This is a genomic window from Klebsiella pneumoniae subsp. pneumoniae HS11286 (assembly GCF_000240185.1).
In the GTDB taxonomy this organism is placed as follows: Bacteria; Pseudomonadota; Gammaproteobacteria; order Enterobacterales; family Enterobacteriaceae; genus Klebsiella; species Klebsiella pneumoniae.
On the sequence record NC_016845.1, the window covers coordinates 405349 to 428637 of the forward strand.

Sequence of the window (23289 nt, forward strand, 5' to 3'; positions counted from 1 at the left end):
CCGCCCACCCCGTCAACCAAATTTCTTAAATTACTTATCGATTGCTTATCTTTGCGGCAATTCTGCGTTCAAAGGCGCGTTTTGGCTTAACTTCACTGCATGCCGTTATCGCCCTCGCGGCTTTTCCAGCCGCTGGTAATGGCGATAACGTGGCGTAGTCCGGAGATGAGATAATCGCCAATGACCTCCTCGTCCTCACGCGGCGAGCTCAGGGTAATTTCCGCATCCACGCCGTGGCGATAGGCGCCATGATGGCTGAAAATGGTGCCGATATAACACTTCCCGTTCAGCCAGACCGGAATATAGGCCACCGTCTCATAGATATAGTTAACGGCGACGCCGCTGTAGTAGTTATCCGCCTCGTCAGCGGAGGTGCCCGGCGGGATGGGGCAGATCGGCGCGTCGTTGTCGCTGGCGGGTCTGTCTTTCAGCAGGCTGCCCTGCATTACCTCCAGCGAGCGCAGCAGGTCCGCTTTATCGCCGTCGCTCAGGCTGGGGGTCAGCGGCTGGTCTTTCTCCGGGGAGCGGATGCTGTTCAGCGTATAGCGATAGCGAACCGTCACCGCGGGCGTCTGGCTGGTGGTGCTGAACGGGCGTAGCAGGTAGAGGTTATCTTCGCCAAACTGGCCGTTGTACCACAGGGCATACACCTGGCCGTTGATTTTGACCCAGTGGTTCCACTGGTTAGCCCCGCGGCCATTAATGGAAAAGAGGGCGCCGGGCACCCCGGCATCGAAATCATCACCATTATCACTGTCGCTGCCGTTGACGGCGGCAAAATCATCATCACCTCGCTTGAGCACCCCGGTGTAGCTGAAGAGCCCGGTGCCGCCCACATAGCTGTCGATAATCAGGTCGCGTTTGCCGTCGCCGTCGAGGTCGATAAGGGTAAAGCTGACTTTGCCGTTTTCTGAATCCGCGCTAATCGAGGAGCGCAGAAACGCCTGCCACTCATCATCGCTGATATCCGGGGACGGTTTACTGGTCGTGATCAGCGTATCGTCGGCGTAAGTGAGCGTGAAGTCGGTAATATGGCCGGTTAACGGAAACTGCTCGGCGACCTTATTCAGAGACAATTCTGGATCGCTTTTTTGCGCTTTCAACACTGCGTTATACAACGTGCGCAGAGCCAGGTTATCCGCCTCTTTCTGCTGCCTGGGGATCACCTGGCTGACAAAGGTCGGCAGCATCCAAGTGCCACCCGGGGTAATTTCCCGACACATACCGGTGCTGTACTTCAGGCTGGGGGTAAAGGTTTTACCATCCCAAACGCGCGTCTCGCCGGTGACGCAGTCGGCCATGCCCCGTTCTTTGTGCAAAAAGACGATAGCGCCGTCGGCGTAGCTGGAGGCCTCGGTAGTGAGCAGCCGCGGTTTGCTCAACTGGGCGTTATCGACCAGCCACAGGGCATAACCGTCGTTATAGGGCGCTCGCCAGCAGAGCGCCTGCGCCAGAGAATGGGTTTTATCCAGCGCGGTCAGCGTGATCTGGCGATCTGCCGCCGGAATGGCCTGATTCTGCCAGTCGTCGCAGCGCTGGTTCAGCAGCGGCGTCAGGATGGGCAGCAGTTTCTGGCGCTGAAGCATACTCAACGGCACTGGCTGCGCGTTATGGAGAACCGGGGCGGCGATAATTTCCGGGGCGGGAGTGGCTGGCAAAATGGCATCGTCGCCGGCATCGCCTTTATCCAGCAGCGCATCGGCGGTGCCGGTGCGTCGCTGAAACGCATCCATTTTACCCAGCACCTCGCGGCTGCCGGCGCTGGAAAGCGGCAGGTGCTGGCCGTTAAGGGTGAATTCGATTTTGCGCTGATTCGTTAACGCCTGTAGCAGGGCGGTGGTCTGATCGCTGTCGAGGCGAAAGTGGCTGTCGTCGAGAGCGTCCAGCGCGCCAAAATCCCGGTCGTCGATCAGCAGGCTGGCGGTGGAGTCGGCGGGGATATCGTGCTCGATTTGCGCAAAGGTTACCGTGGCGGTGAGGTGCTGTTCGCTGCCCGCGTTGCGGGTCAACAGCACGCTGACCTCACCCATGCGGACGCCGTAACCCGCCGCCCGGCAGGCGCCGGTATTATCGCAGGCGAGCTCCCAGTCTTTTTGTGCAAAGGAAAAACCTTGCAGGGGAGCCGCCAGCAGGGGCGTAGAGCAGAGGCCCAGCCAGGCAGCCCAGAAGAACGCGCGCATATCAATCCCTGTCAGCAATCAGTGAGGGGGAAATTATAGGCGCGACGTGGCGGTTAGGATATCAGAATCAGGTCAAGGCGCCGCCCATACGGCACTGGGCGAAGCGTAGAATATCTTCAGCCAGCCGCCGGGCGGTATCCACATCCGTCTGGCTACGTTTGACCAGCAGACGGCTCAGACAGCCCTCGACAATCAGCTCCATCTGCTTGGCGACCATTTCCGGGTCATCCACCTCCAGCTGAGTCAGCAGCTCGTGAGTGTAGGCCAGCGAAGCCTGCTTCTGCTGTTCCGCCAGCTGGTGAATGGGGTGCTGAGGATCCGGGTAGAAGGTGCAGGCGGCGATAAACAGGCAGCCCGGGTACCGCTGGTTGCTTACGCAGGTGGTGAGTGCGGCATAGCGTGCCAGCAGCTTTTGCTCTGCGCTTAAGGTCTCGTCCAGCAGGAGCTGACGACGCCAGGCATCCACCTGCTGGCTCAGATAGCGAAGCGCGTCGTACAGCAGCGCTTCGCGGTCAGGCCAGAAGCGTTTCAGGTCGCTCGTCGGGCAGGACACGCGCTCAGCGACCATCTCCAGCGACGTGTTGGCGATACCTTCAATTTCAAGAATCTTAATGGCTTCTGCCAGGACGTCTTCACGTAGCACGGTGTTCTCCTCCATCTTTCCTCCTAAAGTGTCGCTCACGCTTGCCAATCGCGCAAATGGGCGCTGAATGCCGCGGCATCCATAAAGCCGGTGACTCGCCGCTCAGGCTGTTCCTGACCCTCAGCGTTGAAGAACAGGATCGTCGGCAGACCCAGCACCTGCAGGTGTCTCAGCAGCGCGACGTCTTGCGGGCTGTTCTTCGTCACATCAACCTGTAATAACACGGTGCCTTTCAGCGCCTGCTGCACGTCAGGTGAACTAAAGGTGTATTTTTCAAACTCTTTGCAGGCCACGCACCAGTCGGCGTAGAGATCGAGCATCACCGGTTGACCTTTCGCCTGCGCCAGCGCCTGGTCAAGCTCGGCCACCGAGCTGACGCGGGTGAAGGCCAGGTGCGCCTGCTGCTCGACCGCCGGGGCGCCAAACGCCCAGTCCTGCAGAGGCCGCGCGCTGACCAGCGCGGCGGCAAGCAGAATGATCTGTACCAGCCGCATCCACGGCCGGGTAGCGCCCAGCGAGGTGATAAACGCCCAGCTGAAGAAGGCGACACCGAGCATTGACCACAGCCGTAACCCCCACTGGTCGCCGAATATGCGTTCCAGCAGGAAGACGGGCAGGGCAAGGATCACAAACCCGAAGGCGGTTTTCACATGGCTCATCCACGGGCCGCTTTTCGGCAGCAGGCGATTGCCAAACACGGTCACAAGGATCAACGGCAGACCCATGCCCAGCGCGTAAAGGTACAGCGTGCCGCCGCCCAGCCACAGATTACCGCTCTGGGCGATATACAACAGAATGGCGCTTAGCGGCGCGGTAGTGCAGGGGGAGCAGATCAGCCCGGCAATAGCGCCCATCGCAAAGACCCCGCCGGGCGAGCCGCCCTGGCGCTTATTGCTGAGCAGCGTCAGCCGGGTCTGCAGCGACGACGGCAGCTGCAGCGTGAACAGGCCGAACATGGAGAGCGCCAGCAGTATAAACACCGCCGACAGGCCGACCAGGACATATGGGTGCTGCAGGGCCGCCTGGAACTGCAGCCCGGCGGCGGCTACCACCAACCCCAGCGCGGTATAGGTCAGGGCCATCCCCTGGACGTAAATAAAGGCCAGCAGCAGGGCGCGCGCGGTGGAAAGCCGCTGTTTTCCGCCCAGCACGATGCCCGAAATCAGCGGGTACATCGGCAGCACGCAGGGGGTGAAGGCGATACCAATGCCAATCAGCAGCGCCCACAGGGCGGTGAAGGGCAGACGAGCGGGGACGTCTGCTGGCGGCGCCATGGCAGGCGCCTGCGGCACGGCGTTCTCCTCCATCGGGCGCGGTTCAACCGGCAGCGGCGGATTGAAGGCCGGACGATGGTTCAGCGACGACACGGGCGCGGCGGCGGTTGGCTGAGCGTCGTTTGAGGCCGCCCGCACGGCGCTCAGCGGGATCACTTTAGTCTCCGGCGGATAACAGAATCCGGCATCGGCGCAGCCCTGCCAGGTGACGGTGAGAGTAGCCTCTTTGTCCGCCTCCTTCACCGTCACCGGCACGGTCAGGCGTTGGCGAAAGATCTCGCTTTTGCCGTAAAACTCATCTTCATGCCACTCTCCCGCCGGCAGCGCCGGTTCGTCGATCGTCGCCCCGGCGGCGCTGAAGGTAAACTGTTGACGATAAAGATAATAACCATCCTTGATTTGCCAGCTCAGGTTGACGTCATGCTGTTGCTGCTGAAAGTCAAAGGCGAAAGCTTGATCAGCAGGCACGAAGTTCGAGCGCCCCGGCGCGTCGAATAACCCGGCGGTGGCTGATGTGCTGCACAGCAGCAGGATCAGCGTAATGATGCGGTAAGCCATGAGAGGTAATCGTTGTCTCCATGCGTGACGGGTAGAACCAGCAGTTCTGGGGTTTGATACGGGTGGTGTGACTTCAGGCAGTCCAGCAGCGCCTGCTGATGGGCAAGGTCAGTTTTGAGTAGCATCTGCACTTCATACTCCTGCTCGAGTTTCCCTTCCCAGTAATACAGAGAGGTAGCCCCCGGCAGCAGCGTGGCGCAGGCTGCCACCTTTTCCGCCAGCGCTTTTGCCGCCAGATCCTGGGCGGTCGCTTCGTCCGGCGCGGTACAGAGCACAACAACAGCATCAGGCGTAGTCATCATGAACCTCGTATCAGCGAAAAGAGGCACTATAACACGCAAGATGCGGGGATATTAACGTAACGAGCGGGGAAAGTGAGGGCAACGGAAGGCGGGCCCGTAGTGGGCCCGCCGCCAGCGGTATTTACAGCATAATCCCGCCAAAGATAAAGCCGAGGATCACGCACAGCGTGATAGCGATAACGCCGGGGATCAGGAAGGCGTGGTTAAAGACATATTTACCAATGCGGGTTGAGCCGGTGTCGTCCATCTCTACCGCCGCCAGCAGGGTTGGGTAGGTCGGCAGAACGAACAGCGCCGAGACCGCGGCAAACGAGGCGATAGCCGTCAGCGGGCTGACGCCCAGCAGCAGCGCGGCAGGCATCAACGCCTTGGTGGTGGCTGCCTGCGAGTAGAGCAGCGTGGCGGCGAAAAACAGTACCACCGCCAGCAGCCATGGGTAATTGTGCAGCAGATCGCCGGCCACGGCCTGGATGTCGCTGATATGCGCTTTAACGAAGGTATCTCCCAGCCAGGCGACGCCGAGGACGCAGACGCAGGCGCTCATCCCGGACTTAAAGGTGCTGGCGTTGAGCACTTCGCCGGTGTCGATTTTACAGGTGATGCTAATCAGGGTGGCGATGGTCAGCATAAATACCACGATCGCCTCGTTACGCGGCAGCACCGGGTTCTTAATCAGGCCGACGGTATCGCTGATGGCCGTGGCGTAGAACATCACCGCCACGATGCCGATCAAAAACAGCAGAACGGAACGTTTGGCGTGCGGCTGCAGCTCAAATACCTGGCTGCCGCGCAGTCTGACTTCCCCCTTGGCCAGCCGCTCCTGGTAAACCGGATCGTCTTTCAGTTCGCAGCCGAGGAAGTTGCAGACGATAGCGGTGAGCATCACCGCCAGCAGCGTGACCGGAATACAGATGGCCAGCAGCGTCAAATAGCTAACGCCCAGCGGTTCAAGGATACCAGCGAAAAAGACCACTGCGGCGGAAATGGGCGAGGCGGTGATCGCTATCTGGGAGGCCACCACCGCAATCGACAGTGGACGAGACGGACGAATGCCTTGCTCTTTGGCAACTTCGGTGATCACCGGCAGCGTGGAGAAGGCGGTATGGCCGGTGCCAGCGAGCACGGTCATAAACCAGGTCACCAGCGGGGCAAGGAAGGTAATGTACTTCGGGTGGCGGCGCAGCATCCGTTCGGCGAGGCTGACCAGGTAATCCATCCCGCCGGCGACCTGCATGGCGGCGATAGCGGCAATCACCGCCATAATGATTTCAATAACGTCGAAGGGGATCGCACCCGGTTTAATTTGAAAAATAAGCGTCAGGACAAGGACGCCAAGGCCACCGGCAAAGCCGATACCGATGCCGCCGAGCCGGGCGCCGAGATAAATCGCCAGCAGGACAATAACCAGTTCTGCACCAAACATATATGCCTTCCTTGTTTTTTAACAAGTTGATATTGAATTGTTGTATTTTAGTAAAACCAAAAAGCAAAAAAGGCATGTCATCGCTGACATGCCTTTGAATGACTAACCTGAAAGATTACTGTTCGCTTTCATCGGTATAACGCTTTGCTTTATAAGCGGGATGCATCAGGTTTTGCGCAGAGAAAATATCATCCAACTCCGCCGCCGTCAGCAGTCCGCGCTCCAGCACCACTTCCCGTACGCTCTTGCCGGTTTCGGCACAGATCTTGCCGACGATATCGCCATTGTGGTGGCCGATAAACGGGTTGAGGTAGGTGACGATGCCGATGGAGTTGTAGACGTAGCCTTCACATACCGCTTTATTGGCGGTGATGCCGTTAACGCATTTCTCCAGCAGGTTGTAGCAGGCGTTGGTCAGGATATGAATCGACTCGAACATCGCCTGGCCGATTACCGGCTCCATCACGTTCAACTGCAGCTGACCGGCTTCGGAGGCCATGGTCACAGTGGTATCGTTGCCGATAACTTTGAAGCAGACCTGGTTGACCACCTCCGGCACCACCGGGTTAACCTTCGCCGGCATGATTGAAGAGCCAGCCTGCAGCTCAGGCAGGTTGATTTCGTTGAGGCCCGCGCGCGGACCGGAAGAGAGCAGGCGCAGGTCGTTACAGATCTTGGAAAGTTTCACCGCCAGGCGTTTCAGCGAGCTGTGAACCATAACGTACGCTCCGCAGTCCGAGGTGGCTTCAATCAGATCTTCCGCCGGGACGACCGGTAAGTTGCTTACTTCAGCCAGCTTCTGCACCGCCAGCTGTTGATAGCCGTCCGGGGTGTTGAGGCGAGTACCAATGGCGGTGGCGCCGAGGTTCACCTCCAGCAGCAGCTCCGCAGTGCGCAGAATGCTTTTGGTCTCTTCATTAAGCAGCACATTGAAGGCATGGAACTCCTGGCCGAGGGTCATCGGCACCGCGTCCTGCAGCTGGGTGCGGCCCATTTTGAGGATGTCCTGGAACTCCACGGCTTTCGCCTGGAAGCCTTCGCCCAGCTGTTTAATCGCATCGATTAACTTAAGGATGGAGGCATACACCGCAATGCGGAACCCGGTGGGGTAAGCATCGTTGGTGGACTGGCATTTGTTGACGTGATCGTTTGGGTTCAGGTACTGGTATTCGCCTTTCTGGTGGCCCATCAGCTCAAGGCCAATGTTCGCCAGGACTTCGTTGGTGTTCATGTTTACGGAGGTACCGGCCCCGCCCTGGAAGACATCGACCGGGAACTGGTCCATGCATTTGCCGTTATTCAGGACTTCGTCACAGGCGGCGATAATCGCATTTGCCGCGCTTTTGGGAATGGTCTGCAGCTCCTTGTTCGCCAGCGCGGCGGCTTTCTTAACCATGACCATGCCGCGCACGAATTCTGGTATGTCGCTGATTTTGCTGTTGCTAATGTAGAAGTTTTCAATCGCTCGCAGAGTATGAACGCCGTAGTAAGCGTCCGCGGGAACTTCCCTGGTGCCCAACAGATCTTCTTCGATACGAATGTTGTTTAACATGTGAACCTTCTTTTCAAGCTGCCAATGAATTCACCAAACACACAGAATATCCAGTATTCAGTATATTTTCTGGCCGACGATTATTTCCTTAACCGGCCCGGTGCCCAAGATCATATGCTGATGATAGCGAATATCAGTAAGCTTGATCACTTATTACATTGCGGGTATGAGAAGATTTATTAATCTGTGAAATGGGTCACCGCTTTCTTATTCCTGAGAAAAATAAGCCTTTCCGCTGATTGAAAAGCCGCTCAGCATCCCCATGTTAGTGGGATGCGATCAGCAAATTGATGATTACGGGCGCTGAACGCAGCGCCCGTTGATGAAGGAGACGCCGGTGCGTTGGATTCCGTTTATTGCCTTTTTTCTTTACGTTTACATTGAGATATCGATCTTTATCCAGGTTGCGCACGTGCTGGGCGTCTTTATGACCCTGATCCTGGTGATCTTTAGCTCGGTGGTAGGGATGTCGCTGGTGCGTAACCAGGGCTTCAAAAACTTCCTGCTGATGCAGCAGAAGATGGCCGCGGGCGAGAGCCCGGCGGCGGAGATGATCAAGAGCGTATCGCTGATTATCGCTGGTCTGCTGCTGTTGCTCCCGGGGTTCTTTACCGACTTCCTCGGCCTGCTGCTATTGCTGCCGCCGGTGCAAAAGCATTTGACGATGAAGCTGATGCCGCACCTGCGCTTCAGCCGGATGCCGGGCGGTGGCTTTAGCGCCGGTACTGGCGGCGGAGAGACCTTCGAAGGGGAATTCCAGCGCAAAGATGAGCAGCGCGACCGTCTGGACCATAAGGACGATCGCCGCGATTAACATCCCCCCGGCCCGGTCAGCAGATGCGACCGGGCCGCTTTCTTTGCAGGCCTACACGCTTCCCGTCGCCAGCTTGCGCCTGGGTAAAAACAGCCACAGCCCCGCCAGCATCACCAGCGCGTACAGGCTTTTCCAGCCGACCATCGCCAGCAGCAGCAGACAGAGAATGCTGCCCACCACTGCCAATAGCCGATAGCGACCGCGCAGCAAACGACAACCCGCCAGCATGCACAGCAGATAGATCATGATGAAAATGCCATTGGCGTAAACGATCAGCGCGTCCAGATTGATATCGAGCAGATAGATGCCAAGTGTGCTAACTACGCAGGATCCCAGCACGGCGTTGAGGGCGTTGCGCGGGATCTGCCGTGGCGACAGCCTTGCGAGGTAGCTGTGTGGCTTATGCTGCGCTTGCGACCAGACCAGGCGGGCAAAGCTTTGAATATAGATGTTGAGGCTGGCGAAACAGGCGAGATAGCCGATGACGCAGGCTACCCACAGCGCTTCGACGCCGAACAGACGGACCACGATATTCGGTAATGACGCCGCCGCCGCCATCTCCTCGCCAAAGGCGTGGAAGTGCAGCACCAGCACGGTGCAGGCCCAGTAGACCGAGCCGGCAAGCAGCAGGCCTATCATCAGCGCCCTGGGGAAATCACGCTCGGGATGTTTAAACTCCGAGGCGAGATGCGCGAAGGCTTCCAGACCGACAAAGCACCAGAACATCACCGACAGCGCCGAAAAGAGCTGCCCGCGGTCAATCTCCGCCGGGGCCGGGAAGGGGATCTGCGCCGGGCTTATCCCGCCGCGCCACCAGACTACGACGATCAGCGCCACAATCAGTACGGCAACCAACGTCTGCAGGTTGGCGCTGGAGCTGGCGCCACGCGAACCGACCCACCAGACGATGGCCAGGGTGCCCAGCTCCGCCAGCAGCAGCTGCGCATCATGCCAGCCGAACAGCGCCTGGCCAAAACCGGTGGCGATGTGCAGGGCGGCGGGGAGTCCGACCGGGATAACCGATAAAAACAGCCAGCCGGTGACGCTGGCCAGACGTGGCCCAAAGGCCATATCGACAAAGTGGGCCACGCCGCCCGCGCTGGGAAAATGGCGGCCCAGCAGGGCGAAGACGATGGCAATCGGGAAAACAAGGAGAATGAGCAGCGGCCATGCCCACAGGCTGTTATCGCCAGCGACCAGCGCCGCCAGCGCCGGGACGGCGAAGACGCCGGTACCCAGCAATGAGGTGGAAAGCAACCCAACTCCCTGTCCCAGCCCTAACTCCTGTTTTAAACCACCCATGATTCAATCCTGCGCCAGTGAAAAAAAAGAGAGTATCACAATCGCTTTTCCTTATGACCGATTGCCTGACATGGCCGCTTTTTGTGCGCCAGCGCAAAGGTAAAAATTTTTTTTAATTTTGCCCTTGAAGCCGTAAATGGCCATCCCCATCTCTCTCTGCACTAGCCGGTAAACCGCGTTCGGCCCGGCGTCACCCATAACTGATAATGACTTTCTCGAAGGAGAGCTATCAATGAGTATTCGTCCGTTACATGATCGTGTGATCGTCAAACGTAAAGAAGTTGAAACCAAATCTGCGGGCGGCATCGTTCTGACCGGTTCTGCAGCAGCTAAGTCAACTCGTGGCGAAATCATCGCTGTCGGTAAAGGCCGCATCCTGGAAAACGGGACCGTGCAGCCGCTGGACGTTAAAGTTGGTGACATCGTGATTTTCAACGATGGCTACGGCGTGAAGACTGAAAAGATCGACAACGAAGAAGTACTGATCATGTCCGAAAGCGACATCCTGGCAATTGTTGAAGCTTAATTCGCACGACCCTGAACGAATTTGAGGAATAAAAGAAATGGCAGCAAAAGACGTAAAATTCGGTAACGACGCTCGTGTAAAAATGCTGCGCGGCGTAAACGTACTGGCAGATGCAGTTAAAGTGACCCTGGGCCCGAAAGGCCGTAACGTGGTTCTGGACAAATCCTTCGGCGCGCCGACCATCACCAAAGATGGTGTTTCCGTTGCACGTGAAATCGAACTGGAAGACAAGTTCGAAAACATGGGCGCGCAGATGGTGAAAGAAGTTGCCTCTAAAGCGAACGACGCAGCAGGCGACGGCACCACCACCGCAACCGTACTGGCTCAGGCTATCGTGAACGAAGGTCTGAAAGCTGTTGCTGCAGGCATGAACCCGATGGATCTGAAACGCGGTATCGACAAAGCGGTACTGGCTGCAGTAGAAGAGCTGAAAGCGCTGTCCGTTCCGTGCTCTGACTCCAAAGCTATCGCTCAGGTAGGTACCATCTCCGCTAACTCCGACGAAACCGTTGGTAAACTGATCGCGGAAGCGATGGATAAAGTTGGTAAAGAAGGCGTGATCACCGTTGAAGACGGTACCGGTCTGGAAGACGAACTGGACGTAGTTGAAGGTATGCAGTTCGACCGCGGCTACCTGTCTCCGTACTTCATCAACAAGCCGGACACCGGTGCCGTTGAGCTGGAAAGCCCGTTCATCCTGCTGGCTGACAAAAAAATCTCCAACATCCGCGAAATGCTGCCGGTTCTGGAAGCCGTAGCGAAAGCTGGCAAACCGCTGGTCATCATCGCTGAAGACGTTGAAGGCGAAGCGCTGGCGACCCTGGTGGTTAACACCATGCGCGGCATCGTTAAAGTGGCTGCGGTGAAAGCACCGGGCTTCGGCGACCGTCGTAAAGCTATGCTGCAGGACATCGCTACTCTGACTGGCGGTACCGTTATCTCTGAAGAGATCGGTATGGAGCTGGAAAAAGCGACTCTGGAAGACCTGGGCCAGGCGAAACGCGTGGTTATCAACAAAGACACCACCACCATCATCGATGGCGTTGGCGAAGAATCCGCAATCCAGGGCCGCGTAGCTCAGATCCGTAAGCAGATCGAAGAAGCGACCTCCGACTACGATCGTGAAAAACTGCAGGAACGTGTCGCTAAACTGGCTGGCGGCGTAGCAGTAATCAAAGTCGGTGCGGCTACCGAAGTTGAAATGAAAGAGAAAAAAGCACGCGTCGACGACGCCCTGCACGCAACCCGTGCTGCGGTTGAAGAAGGCGTGGTGGCTGGCGGCGGCGTAGCGCTGGTTCGCGTTGCGGCGAAACTCGCTGGCCTGACCGGTCAGAACGAAGATCAGAACGTCGGTATCAAAGTTGCGCTGCGCGCAATGGAAGCGCCGCTGCGTCAGATCGTGTCCAACGCCGGTGAAGAGCCGTCTGTTGTGGCAAACAACGTGAAAGCTGGCGACGGTAACTACGGTTACAACGCAGCAACTGAAGAATACGGCAACATGATCGACTTCGGTATCCTGGACCCAACCAAAGTCACCCGTTCTGCACTGCAGTACGCGGCTTCCGTGGCTGGCCTGATGATTACCACCGAGTGCATGGTGACCGACCTGCCGAAAGGCGACGCGCCTGACTTAGGTGCTGCTGGCGGTATGGGCGGCATGGGCGGTATGGGCGGCATGATGTAATCGTGCGCTCTACGGCATAAAAAAGCAGAAACCCCTGGCCAGCAATGGCTGGGGGTTTTTCTTTTGGCGCGCTTTTTAGTATAAGGCTTATACATAAAAATCATTTAAGCTGCATCAGAGCGGCAAGCACCTCTGTTTCGGGCGTGAACTGACAAGCGCGACCGGGGAGGAAATGAACGCGGCTCATGCCGACGCAGTTTGAAGGATGACAGATTTACATCCGGGCCAGTGCGTCCAGCTCATCGATCATGGGGAATAACATGCAGGTAAAATATTTAGCAGGGATTGTCGGCGCAGCCTTACTGTTGGCAGGTTGCAGTTCCAGCAATGAATTAACCTCTGCCGGCCAGAATGTGCGCTTCGTGCAGGAGAAGCCGGGCGCAGAGTGTCAGCTGTTAGGGACCGCGACGGGTAAACAGAGCAACTGGCTCTCCGGCCAGAATGGCGATGAGGGTGGTTCCATGCGCGGTGCGGCAAACGCCCTGCGCAACCAGGCGGCAGCGATGGGCGGCAACGTGATTTACGGCGTCAGCAGCCCGACGCAAAACCTGCTGTCGAGCTTTGTGCCTACCGACAGCGAAATGAACGGCCAGGTTTATAAGTGCCCGAACTGATGCGTGACGCCTCTCTCCGCGAGCGCAGAGAGAGGCGTGGTCGTTAGATGAGGATCAGGCGCTAAGCTCCGCTTTCTTTTCAAGGTAGAAGGCGTGTAGGGGACGCAGGCATTCTTCCAGACTGAGCATTCTTCCCGGCTGGGAAGGGATGATAGTACTGAAGATCTGGCATGGCGCCAGCTCCGCGTGCATCGCCTTGAGCTTGGGGCTTTTCTCGATAATCCGCGTCACAACGTTGTTTTCCAGTTCCGACAAATGCGGCGCGCTGGTTTTCACCACCGCCCCGGAGACAATTTTCTTGCCTTCGTCTGTCTCGCAGCAGTACAGCACGCCCAGATAATGAGAAAATAGGTTTAGCTTCCAGTCTTCCTGAGTGTGTTGCTGGTAGTCAATATTCGGCTGGGTAGTCAAGTCGACAGTGTAGCACATTAAAAAATCCATATTTGAACTTAAATACTTCAAAACCTCTTGATCATTGATTGTTTTCAATGCTTGTTGAACACCCGCGAGTAATGCCTCTACCTGCCTGTCTTCAATACATAATGTGCAGATTTGCTCATTCTGGAGAACCAGAATGAGAGTCGATTCAGTCTCGCCTGGTTTAAGCGTAATCGACATAATACGCCGCTCAGGATTCGGCTGCTGAATCTCCGCCATCTCTACGGCAGGGATGTTAGCGATCAGCGATTCATTATAAGCGATAAGCTCTTCTTTATAGGTTTCCCCTTGTTCGTGTAATCGCTTATACGTCACAAGCAGACGATTTTGAAGTATGAGAAGAAGATCGAGTAGTATGGGCGCTTGTAGATAGTATTGCTGACAGGGGCCATTTTGCTGCTTTATTTTTAACAGCAGCGCCAGAAAGCGGTCTTCAAAGGTAATACCTGCAGTATTAAATCCAATAAACGTTCCTTGCATAAGTTTCTCCTTTTAAGCTGGCGAGAGGGTCTTTGTCTGCGACAGGTCGATAACGCGATCGGCAGAGGCAATCGTCGATGGCCGGTGAGCGACAATAATCCTGGTGATGCTTAATGCTGAAATAGACTGATTTATCACCGACTCATTTTTTAAGTCGAGATGGCTGGTTGCCTCATCCATAAAAAGAATACTTGGTCTACGATAAAGAGCGCGAGCGATCAGAATACGCTGCTTTTGCCCACCTGAAATTCCCAGTCCTAGCTCGCCGACTATGGTTTCATAGCCCATCGGCATCTTGATGATCTCATCGTGAATATTGCAGCGTTTGGCGCATTCCATCACAAAATCAATATCGGCGTTATCTTCGAAGCCGCTGATATTATCGATAAGCGACCCAGAGAAAAGGCGGTCCTCTTGCAGTACGCAGGCGATACCAAGACGATAATTATTGAGACCAATTTTGGTGATATCGAGATTATCGGCTAACACATCACCGCTGGTGGGCGACAACAGACCGCACATCACTTTTAATAACGTAGTTTTACCGACGCCTGAAGGGCCGACAAGTGCTACGGACTCACCGGGTTCTACGGTTATATTTAAATTAGAAAAGATCGGCTGAGAAAACGGATCATATTGATAGCACAAATTTTTGACTTCCAGTTTGGCACCCGAGTCTGCAGAAAAAACCTCTCTTGTGGGAAGCTCCTGTTCCGGTTCGCTGAAAACGATCTCTGACAGACGTTCGTTATGTAGGGAGAGCATTCGCAGTTGCATACAAAGATCGACCAAACTAGAAGCGCGTTGTGAAAATTGACCACGATAGGCGTTAAACGCCATAAACATACCAAGGGTCATATTATTATCAATAACCATAATCGCGCCAAGCCAGAGCACGGCGACCTGATCGATAGCAGTAATGAAGGTATTGATCCCACTAAATAGCATATCGAAACGAGTTTGTTTGATTCCAGCGTTGCAGGCTTCGATATTTATATTAAGCCAATGCTGGGACCGACGTTCTTTCAAGTTTAATGCCTTGATGGTCGAGATACCGTACAATGACTCCATAAAATGCGAACTGGAGCGAGCACCTTTGATTACCTGCTCTTCTGCTACACGACGATAGAATCGATAAGTTGCAAAACGCATAATTGCGTAGCATAAAGTAAAGCCAACTACGACCCAAGTTAGCCAGCCACCATACAAAGTTAGCATGATCAGCAGACCGATGGTCATGATTGAGTCAATAATGCCGCTGACGATACTGTTAGTAAACGTCGAGCGAATGGTATCCAAAGAGGAAAAACGCGACTGGATATCTCCTAAATGACGCTTTTCAAAAAAGGATAGTGGCAGACTGGCCAGATGATCGAAAAGCGTGGTTTTCCACTGGATACTTGTCAGGGTATTCAGCGTTAAGGACGTCCAGGCGCGGAGCATACTGATGAAGGTGCGAAATAGTGTAAAAAAGACCAGGCCAATGCATATAACTGATAGCAGGCTTTGGTCGTGCGCCATAATCACATGGTCGGTAACCAGTTGAGTACCTATCGGGAGTAGTAAGCCGATGGCTTCCACGACCACGGAGAAGGCAAAAATTTTCAGCAGCGCTGATTTTAAGCCTACTATATTGCGCATTAGATCCAGCAGACGAAGGCGGGACTTAGCCTTTTCCTGCTGGAAGTTCTGATCGGGCCAAAGCTCTAAGGCAACGCCAGTAAAATAATTGGACATCTCCTGGATGCCGATAATACGCTTACCCAGCGCTGGATCGTGTACGATAAAGCTGGATTTGCGAACTTTAGTCAGCACCACATAGTGGTTCATGCCCCAGTGGAGTACACAGGGCAACTTGAGCTGGCGTATTTCATCCAAGTCTAACGACAGCGCACGGCTTTTTAACCCAGCATGCTCCGCTGTTTTGCTTAAGGACATCAGTGTCACGCCCTGTGAAGGACTACCAAAACGCTGCCGGAAATTAAACAGGTCAATATCCAAGCCGTAATGACCACAAACCATGGCCAGACAGGCAATGCCGCACTCAGCGGCTTCCGATTGCAATATAACTGGCGTTTTCTTTAGGAGAGAAAAGTTAACTTTCGCGATGATCTTTTCAAATAGTTCATTAGTCATTGACAGGGCCGCTCACGCTTTGAGAAATTTTATAAACTGGTGTAAACATCCACATATAAAGCGGGCGTTCTTCAAGGAATACCACTGCTTGTGCTTTTAATCCATTTGAAAGAGAAAGTTCTTTTCCATCGTAATTAAATTTTTTATCCCTTATTTTGACAATTGCCTTATATAATGCAAGTTCTTGTTGATTAGTGCCATCATTGACATTGGTATATTCTGACATTTCCTGTCGTGAGGCAGGAAGTGATGAGATAGAAATGATCTCACCAGGGAACTGTCCGAACTTATCGGAAGGGAATGCATCATAACGAATATTTATTGTGTCGCCGACTTTAACATAAGGAATGCTGTTGTTAGGTAGCCAAAGTATGAGATAATACTCGATGTTACCAATAGGTTTGATTTGGGCAAGACTACTGCCTTTATCAACCATTTGGCCTTTAGTGACGGCTAATGATTCAATGCGTCCTTCCGTTGTTGCCTTAATGATAATATTTCCGTTAGCGTTTGATTCTACTAGTTGATTTTTATAATCATTTGTCTGATTATATTGCGATGATATTTGATTATCAAAATCGGCAGCTTTAGTAACTTTATCACTGCTTAACTGTGTAAGCTGAGTTTCTAGTTGCATCTTTTGGCTTATCAATGACTGATAGGCGCTTTGCTGTTGAAAGTACAACGAATGTTGGTAATTGTATTGATCTTTTGTAATTAACCCCTCCTTAAGGTATTTATCATAACTGGACAGGTTTTCATGCATTTTGCTTAAGCCTTGTTGCGTATTGGCCAGCATACGTACAGTTTCGTTAAGAGAGTTTCTGGCATTTTTAAGCTGGGCATCCAGTGCAATTAGTGTTTCGTTTTTATTATGAGTTAGTTTTTTTATAATAGCTTCGGAGTTGGCTATCTTTTCATTGATTACCTCAATCTGTGCTGCACTGACATTACCTGTTGTGGTATTTCTAGATACATCAAGCTCATAAAGCGTCTGTCCTTTTTTGACAACGTCTCCAATTTGAACATACTGATTGACGACAAACCCTTGTTGCGGAGAGAAAACGTTTACGGAGTGAGGGAGAGTGATAACCTCGCCTTTGACATCAATGCGTTGTGTAAATTTACAGAATATAAGGGCGCAGATAAGAGCGCAGAGAAATAAAAGAGATAAACATGTAACTAGCCATGCAGGCAAGCCAGCCAGCAATAGCGCTTTCCCTTTCCAGTGCAACTTCTTATAAGCTATCGCTTCCTTGCGATAAATACTATTAGTCATGAGTGTTCACAGTATCAACGGTTAATTCAAAGGCTCATAAATGAGCCTTTGAATATATAGTAATCTTAATAATCAAATGAAAATTAAGAACTCTTAGTGGCTCCATGGCACAAAGGAGCCATCGATAATGCCCAGCATGGCTTGCATGGACTCATTCACGGATGCCTCCCAGCCCAAAGCTGCATAGCCAACCGCGCCGCCAATAGCTCCCATGATTGTTCCCCAGACAGCGCCAACCGCGTTACCAAGTAAACCAAAACCTAAAAGACCACCATTAGCGCCGGATTGAGTACCGCCCCAAAGCAGGCCATAGACCCCCCATGTGATAGCTCCCAGGGCGGCTGATGCAGCTGCTTCTACACCATTACTTACCAGACTGGTGACGGTTGATTGGATTGAGGAGAAATCCCAGCTATAACCCCCGGAAATGGTATCCATTTCAAATACAGTTAATTCTTTCACGCAATAATTCCTTTTGTTGGTAAAGTTATGATCTAATAAAATAATGACATTTATCGAGTCTGTAGATTATTTCCAAACGACAAAGGTGCCATCAACTAAACCTTGTGCGCCAGCTTCGATAATTGCCATGGTCCCGTCCCATCCCCAGGCCAGACCACATCCTGCGCCGAGGATTGCACCACCGACTAAGCCTACAAACATCCCGACGAGGTTACCAAAGAGGCCAAATCCCAGGACGCCGCCATTTGCCCCAGCCTGTGTACCGCCGACAAAGGTGCCAAAGACGGCCGCCAGAGTTCCCATGGTGGCAGCAGAAACCACTGCTTCAACGCCATTACTTACGAGACTGGTGATGCTGGATTGGATGGAGGAAAAATCCCAAGAATAGCCACCAGAGATGGCCTCCATTTCGAAAACAGTCAATTGCTTCATTAATATATCCTTTATTGATGAAATTATATTTCGTATTACAAGTAGGCTTAATATAAGCCGGGGAGGAATTTAAGTGAGAGACCTGAAGAGATCAATAGCATCCTATGTGAATTTTATGTGATTTCATTAATCATTTATAGTGTCATCATGAGGACTATAAAGCAAAGGAGATGCATGATATTAAGCTATGCACCCCCTCAATACAAAGTTATTATTCTTCCTGAATAACAACTTCCATCATTCCTTTAACAAGCCCCATCGTAACATCGTTACTGTTATCACTTTGGCGATAATAGTCGGCGGTTAGGTTGATGGTTTTGTTAAGATCGTTGCTAGTGTTTATTTTATAATTGTAATTATCGGTATCATAGAAAACAACAGGACTACCTGAAAGTTTGAATATAATACCCACGTTATTTGCTGCATCACTGCCGGAAAGCATATTATCGACAATACCATTCCCTGAAGCGCTTATTCCTCCAACAGGATTAAACCAATAGATGAGAGTATTGCCAACGGAGTCATTCGGGCAACTAATATTCATGGCAATAGTTTTCTCCGACGGAGTTGTTGCACCACGGGAAAGTGACATCAATTTTCCTTTGTCTATACGATTCAGCGTGATTTGCGATCGTGGTGTGGAGATATTACAAGATGTTGTGCGGTAATTAATATTTTTAATAGAGATAGAGGTTACAGCGTATAATAGTCTGTCATTGGCAACAGGGTTTGTTTTTAAATTCCCTACCGAGAACGAAACTGAGGGGTTAGATGTTGACTTGGTGCTCGTATCAATCACCGTCTTAGTTTTGATTAACCATACCGTAATAAATTGGTAATTATTTTCAGATGAGCTTGTTATTGGTACCAAGGTTGAACCTGCCTCGGCGGCGATCAATGAACCATTTTTACTACGTAACAGATCGGAGACCTGAAACCCAATCCCATCAATCCCCGTTTCATAAACCGGACCACCCTGAACACCGGTAACACCAGGAACAACGGCAGCCCCGACGTCAATAATATATTGGTCATCGGTGTTTTTATTACAGGTAAATGTTTTATATGCGCCAGTACCAAATTTATGAGTATGTAACACGCTACCTACCGGAATGGAAGCATCTGTTGGTATTTTAATATTGGTCAGCGTTAAGCCTTGACGCTTGGTATTGCCTTTATAGGTACAATTGGTAGCAGCTTGGCCGCCAAGCATCAGCAACGTTATTAAAATAACTATTTTTTTCATTAAAATATTCCCCTGTGAATGACTAACGGCAAATCGTTTCGATTTGCCTGATGCCAGACGCTTTGCCTTCCCTGGTCGGTAAAGTAAATGAAGCATTGCACTGCTGCGCGGCGCTTTTGCCCCACTGGACGTTAAGGATCCCGGTCTGCTGCAGGCCAGACATATAAACCATACCAGCGTCGCTGACGATACTTGGCTGCGATTTGCTGTCGCCGACGAGTAGGACCATCGCGCCATAAGGCACATCCTGCCCACTGGCTGTTTTCAGGTGCACAAAGGCCCGCTGGCCGATATTGCCGTCATAGCTTGCACGCACGATGGCGCCACGCGTCGGAACAACACTCTTGGTGGTTTCTGGCAGTTCCATATCTTCACCAAGCGTGGTGCTGTCGAGCGTGATATCGGTGCGACGATAAGGCGTAACATACGGGACGATGGCGTAGCCGCGATAGTCGGTGGAGATGGTGTTATCGTTGGCCAGCCTGACGTCATCTAGCCCTGGTGCTTTAACCAGCACGGCAGCGTCGGTGATATCCTGACCCAGCGTAATTCCATCGGCATGGGCAAGGATGCTGCCGTTGGCGCCGTAGTCGATACGTTGGCTGTTATTGTCATAGCTATAGCCGGCATTAACGCTACCGCGGGCACCGTTATAGGTTGCGCGCATATCGCCGCTGTAGTATTCGCGGTTGCTGTACCCTTGATGTAGGCTCCATTCCAGACTGTCGTTCTCCAGCGCATTACCACCGATGGATACAGACTGATCGGTAGACCCCGGGTTGCTGTTAGTTAATTGATAGCTGGTGTAAGTGCCCGGTAGCCAGTTGCTCAGTGGCAGCGTTACGGTCAGAGTGATGCGCTGATCGTCCTGAGCATCCTTACCAGAGTTATCTCCGCTCCAGGTGTAGCGGTTATAGCTGTAGCCGAGGTAGTAGTTCACATTACGGAAACCGCCGTTGTATCCTACGCTAATTGATTTGTTGGTACGCTTATCATCCCAGTAATCTTCAATCAATCCGCTTATCGACAGGCTACCGAGGCCTTTACCCAGGCTTTGGTTCAGCGTCAGGTTGGTACGGTTGCGTAGCGAACGAGAGGTATAACTGCCGTCATTAGAGTAGCTATCCAGTACTTCGGAAAGCGTATTAAACCCGCGAGTAGAGTAGCGATAGCCGGCGATGGTGACGTTGGTGCCGGTTTCGACAATGTTTTTCCCGTAACGAACTCGCCAGGACTGTCCGGAAGTCTTTTCATCCTCTTTCTTTTTTGACCAGGCTTGGGTGACGTCTGCCGAGGCGGCGCCCAGTTCACCAAGGTTATAGCCAAGCCCTGTCGACAGCGCCTGATATCGCGAAGCCGCCTGCATGCCGCCATATAGCGTCAGGCTGCTGGAGACGCCGTAGGTCGCGGTGGCTTGGGTAAACGGCGTTTCATCGACTCCGCCATCGTACGGGCGATATTTACCAGATGTGATCTCATATTCCAGCTGATCCTCACGGACCATCACCGGCAGGGTGGCGAACGGCACGACAAATTCTTGTTTCGATCCGTCGGATTCCTCCACTGTGACGTAAAGGTCGCCGCTACCGCCGCTCGGGTACATATCGGTGATTTCAAACGCCCCGGGAGCGACATAGGTCTGGTATACCTGATAGCCGTTTTGTTTAATGATGACGCGGGCATTGGTTCTGGCGATACCGCGAATAATTGGCGCATAGCCGCGCATACTTTCCGGCAACATCGTCGTATCGGTGGCCAGCTGAATACCGGTAAACGGCACGCTGTCGAAGATACCGTTGAGCGATGAACTCTCACCCATCACAAGGTTACTATTGATGGAGCGGATGCTGCGCTGCATATAGAGATAGGCGGAATCCCAGTCCCCGGCACCGCTGTTGTTTTTATTCCAGGTGCTGAGGTTACGGATGCGCCACGGGCCAACGTTGAGGCCGGACTGCAGATTCAGACTGTAGTATTCATCATTGGCCTGCATGTCGTTTGAGCCGCTGAACTGATAGTTCACCAATAACGCGTTGATGCCGTCATCAAACTGATCCGGTGGAATATATCCCTGTGCGGTGGTGGATAAGGCCGCCTGCGGAATAGAGATATTTAAGCGCTGGGCGGTAAAGTCAAAATCTGCTTTGGTGTCAGGAATGACAGAAAAGTTTGCACAGCCGTTTTGATCCTCGGCTAACTCTGGAAAGGCTTTTATCCTTACGCCATATTCCGCGAGTGCTTTTAGACTCAGGCAGGGAACCAGAGCGGGTTCGCGGTTATCGCTGCTGGCGCGATTGTTGGCGACAAACTTTATGGTCCTGGTGTCCAGGTAGCGGCCATTAAACATAATATCGACCCGATAATCCCCTGGCGCCTGCGCGTTCTGAGTCTGAAATATGGATAAATCGGGAGTGGTTGATGGATCGCTACCATTCAATGAGCTAATGAATGAGGGATCGAAAAAGTCACGTGCTTGCGCTTTATTATTCAAACCAGAAAGCAATGCCGAAAGCATTGCGATAAAGACAGTGGATAGTTTGAATAATCCATTATTCTTATTTGGCATAGACACATCCCTATAATGATAAAATAAATTTCTTATTACAGCGATGAGGAATAGAGCGACCCTGCTCCGCCATAATCATTGACGATCTTCCAGGTAATGCTGGAGGCGCTGATGTTTTCTTTTAGCGTCACCTCTTTAGTGGTCATTGGAGCGACCGAGTTGACTTCTGGTTTCACTTCTTTGCCACCGATCTGAATGCTATGGAAATAGTAAAAAAACGGTGTCGGATTTTTGATCGTTAATTTAGTGCCAGCTTTACGCCATTCGAGCTTTTTCGCTTCCGTATTAGGGGATAGATCGAAAAGCGTCTTGGGACGATAGACCAGGCGCATGCGGTGGCGGACCGCCAGTTGAATGGTATTGGTGCTGGCTTTTTCATCATCAGCCGGAGGAATTGCCATCACGTTAAAATAGTACAAAGATTCGCGGTCAGTCGGGGCATTAACGTTTCCAGTTGAAAACAGACGCACCGTATTCTGCTGTTTTCCCTCAAGGCGGAACAGCGGCGGGGTAGCCATAAAAGAAGGCGCTTTCCCTGCCGGGGTTTCAACCCAAGATTTAATCAGATAGGGAATATCATCTTTATTTTCGATTTGCGCGGTAATTTCCCGTGCACCTTCTTTATAAAGATAGCGGGTGGATTCAATGACAATACCGGCGTGGGCAATACTGCTGAGGAGTAATACACAGGATGCGGTGAGATTTAATAAGGTCCTGAACATGGTTTTTCTCTGAATGCGAAAAAGGGCCCGCCGTAAAGCGGTGCCCTTCGGAAAAAATTAGAGGGTGTAATCGATAGTAAAGGTCGCAACACCTTTAACCGGACCTTCAGTTACCGGGGTCGCGGCGTTGGTTCTTACATAACCAGTGGTGTATTTCAGCTGAGTACCGCTAGCGGCAGAGTAGCTTTCGGTCATAGTGTCGGAACCGTCGAAGGCTACGCGATGGGAATCGCTGATGCGCTGGATACCGATACCAATACCGGTTGCACCATTAGAAGCAGTGTTGTCCAGGATGGTATTGTCGCTGGAAGTAATACCGGAAACGTTTACAGTTACGCCAGTAACCGGTGTAGCGCTGCCCTGTGCACAGTCTTTTACGTCAAAACCGAAATCCTGAGTTTTGAACAGGGTACCCGCTGATTCTGCATTCGCTTCGGCAGTGGTTACGGTGATCAGCTGAACGATACCGCTATTCAGAGTACCGGTTGGGGTCACGACGCAAGAGTTAGCTGCATCAGAGACTTCACCCAGTACAGTTACCTGAGCGGTGTTGGTTGCCATTGCCTGAGCACTCAGCACTGCAGATGCAGCGACCATTACAGCTACGATTGTCTTTTTCATTTAATTAATCCATATATAGATACTTAGTCCTGTGT

General features: G+C 52.6%; 21 protein-coding genes. 5 read left to right on the forward strand and 16 right to left on the reverse strand.

The window, feature by feature from the left end; genetic code table 11:
- Positions 1 to 92 precede the first annotated feature (92 nt).
- From KPHS_03690 to KPHS_03740, 6 genes are all read right to left on the reverse strand, one after another.
- Entirely contained in the window at positions 93 to 2180 is a 2088-nt protein-coding gene (locus KPHS_03690) for a DUF1176 domain-containing protein (RefSeq protein YP_005224669.1), read from the reverse strand.
- Between the two features lie 67 nt (positions 2181 to 2247).
- A complete protein-coding gene (locus KPHS_03700; RefSeq protein ID YP_005224670.1) occupies positions 2248 to 2838 on the reverse strand; it encodes a putative TetR/AcrR family transcriptional regulator in 591 nt (196 codons plus the stop codon).
- Between the two features lie 20 nt (positions 2839 to 2858).
- Positions 2859 to 4655 (reverse strand): thiol:disulfide interchange protein, encoded by a 1797-nt coding sequence (locus KPHS_03710; RefSeq protein YP_005224671.1) that lies wholly within the window; start codon positions 4653 to 4655, stop codon positions 2859 to 2861.
- Positions 4631 to 4954: a divalent cation tolerance protein gene (locus KPHS_03720; protein ID YP_005224672.1), complete on the reverse strand. Its 324-nt coding sequence runs from the start codon at positions 4952 to 4954 to the stop codon at positions 4631 to 4633. The genes KPHS_03710 and KPHS_03720 overlap by 25 nt, the downstream gene beginning before the upstream one ends.
- A 124-nt stretch (positions 4955 to 5078) precedes the next feature.
- A complete protein-coding gene (locus KPHS_03730; RefSeq protein YP_005224673.1) occupies positions 5079 to 6380 on the reverse strand; it encodes an anaerobic C4-dicarboxylate transporter in 1302 nt (433 codons plus the stop codon).
- A 115-nt stretch (positions 6381 to 6495) separates the two neighbouring features.
- Complete coding sequence (locus KPHS_03740) at positions 6496 to 7932, reverse strand: aspartate ammonia-lyase (protein YP_005224674.1); 1437 nt, start codon at positions 7930 to 7932, stop codon at positions 6496 to 6498.
- A gap of 24 nt (positions 7933 to 7956) precedes the next feature.
- Here KPHS_03740 and KPHS_03750 point away from each other — a divergent pair, with 24 nt between their 5' ends.
- Positions 7957 to 8115 carry a proline-specific peptidase gene (locus tag KPHS_03750; protein YP_005224675.1) on the forward strand — a complete coding sequence of 53 codons (159 nt, stop codon included), beginning with the start codon at positions 7957 to 7959 and terminating at the stop codon, positions 8113 to 8115.
- 154 nt (positions 8116 to 8269) lie between these two features.
- Positions 8270 to 8746 (forward strand): FxsA protein, encoded by a 477-nt coding sequence (locus KPHS_03760; protein YP_005224676.1) that lies wholly within the window; start codon positions 8270 to 8272, stop codon positions 8744 to 8746.
- A 51-nt stretch (positions 8747 to 8797) separates the two neighbouring features.
- On the opposite strand, the gene KPHS_03770 is transcribed toward KPHS_03760, so the two are convergent.
- Together KPHS_03770 and KPHS_03780 are read right to left on the reverse strand one after the other, a co-directional pair.
- Positions 8798 to 10048, reverse strand: coding sequence for a putative transport (locus KPHS_03770; RefSeq protein YP_005224677.1), 1251 nt, complete (start codon positions 10046 to 10048; stop codon positions 8798 to 8800).
- 51 nt (positions 10049 to 10099) lie between these two features.
- A complete protein-coding gene (locus tag KPHS_03780; RefSeq protein ID YP_005224678.1) occupies positions 10100 to 10246 on the reverse strand; it encodes a hypothetical protein in 147 nt (48 codons plus the stop codon).
- A 34-nt stretch (positions 10247 to 10280) separates the two neighbouring features.
- Between KPHS_03780 and KPHS_03790 the strand changes: the two genes are divergently transcribed.
- The 3 genes from KPHS_03790 (at position 10281) to KPHS_03810 (ending at position 12872) form a co-directional block, all read left to right on the forward strand.
- Positions 10281 to 10574, forward strand: coding sequence for a co-chaperonin (locus KPHS_03790; protein YP_005224679.1), 294 nt, complete (start codon positions 10281 to 10283; stop codon positions 10572 to 10574).
- Positions 10575 to 10611: 37 nt separating this feature from the next.
- The gene (locus KPHS_03800) at positions 10612 to 12258 is read left to right on the forward strand and encodes a chaperonin GroEL (RefSeq protein YP_005224680.1); all 1647 of its coding nucleotides are present in this window, start codon (positions 10612 to 10614) and stop codon (positions 12256 to 12258) included.
- Positions 12259 to 12518: 260 nt separating this feature from the next.
- Positions 12519 to 12872 carry a putative lipoprotein gene (locus KPHS_03810; RefSeq protein ID YP_005224681.1) on the forward strand — a complete coding sequence of 118 codons (354 nt, stop codon included), beginning with the start codon at positions 12519 to 12521 and terminating at the stop codon, positions 12870 to 12872.
- A 54-nt stretch (positions 12873 to 12926) separates the two neighbouring features.
- Here the strand turns inward: KPHS_03810 and KPHS_03820 are convergent, their stop codons facing one another.
- From KPHS_03820 to KPHS_03890, 8 genes are all read right to left on the reverse strand, one after another.
- Positions 12927 to 13790, reverse strand: coding sequence for a hypothetical protein (locus tag KPHS_03820; protein YP_005224682.1), 864 nt, complete (start codon positions 13788 to 13790; stop codon positions 12927 to 12929).
- 12 nt (positions 13791 to 13802) lie between these two features.
- Entirely contained in the window at positions 13803 to 15926 is a 2124-nt protein-coding gene (locus KPHS_03830; protein ID YP_005224683.1) for a microcin H47 ABC transporter, permease/ATP-binding protein, read from the reverse strand.
- Positions 15919 to 17205, reverse strand: coding sequence for a microcin H47 secretion protein (locus KPHS_03840; protein ID YP_005224684.1), 1287 nt, complete (start codon positions 17203 to 17205; stop codon positions 15919 to 15921). The genes KPHS_03830 and KPHS_03840 overlap by 8 nt, the downstream gene beginning before the upstream one ends.
- Before the next feature lie 528 nt (positions 17206 to 17733).
- Positions 17734 to 18099, reverse strand: a complete 366-nt coding sequence (locus tag KPHS_03850) for a hypothetical protein (protein YP_005224685.1) — start codon at positions 18097 to 18099, stop codon at positions 17734 to 17736.
- Between the two features lie 211 nt (positions 18100 to 18310).
- On the reverse strand, positions 18311 to 19345 hold the full coding sequence (locus KPHS_03860; RefSeq protein ID YP_005224686.1) for a fimbrial protein: 1035 nt from the start codon (positions 19343 to 19345) through the stop codon (positions 18311 to 18313).
- 22 nt (positions 19346 to 19367) lie between these two features.
- On the reverse strand, positions 19368 to 21692 hold the full coding sequence (locus tag KPHS_03870; protein ID YP_005224687.1) for a putative fimbrial biogenesis outer membrane usher protein: 2325 nt from the start codon (positions 21690 to 21692) through the stop codon (positions 19368 to 19370).
- A gap of 254 nt (positions 21693 to 21946) precedes the next feature.
- Positions 21947 to 22633, reverse strand: a complete 687-nt coding sequence (locus tag KPHS_03880) for a fimbrial biogenesis periplasmic chaperone (protein ID YP_005224688.1) — start codon at positions 22631 to 22633, stop codon at positions 21947 to 21949.
- 57 nt (positions 22634 to 22690) lie between these two features.
- A complete protein-coding gene (locus KPHS_03890) occupies positions 22691 to 23254 on the reverse strand; it encodes a type 1 fimbrial protein (protein ID YP_005224689.1) in 564 nt (187 codons plus the stop codon).
- Between the last annotated feature and the right edge of the window lie 35 nt (positions 23255 to 23289).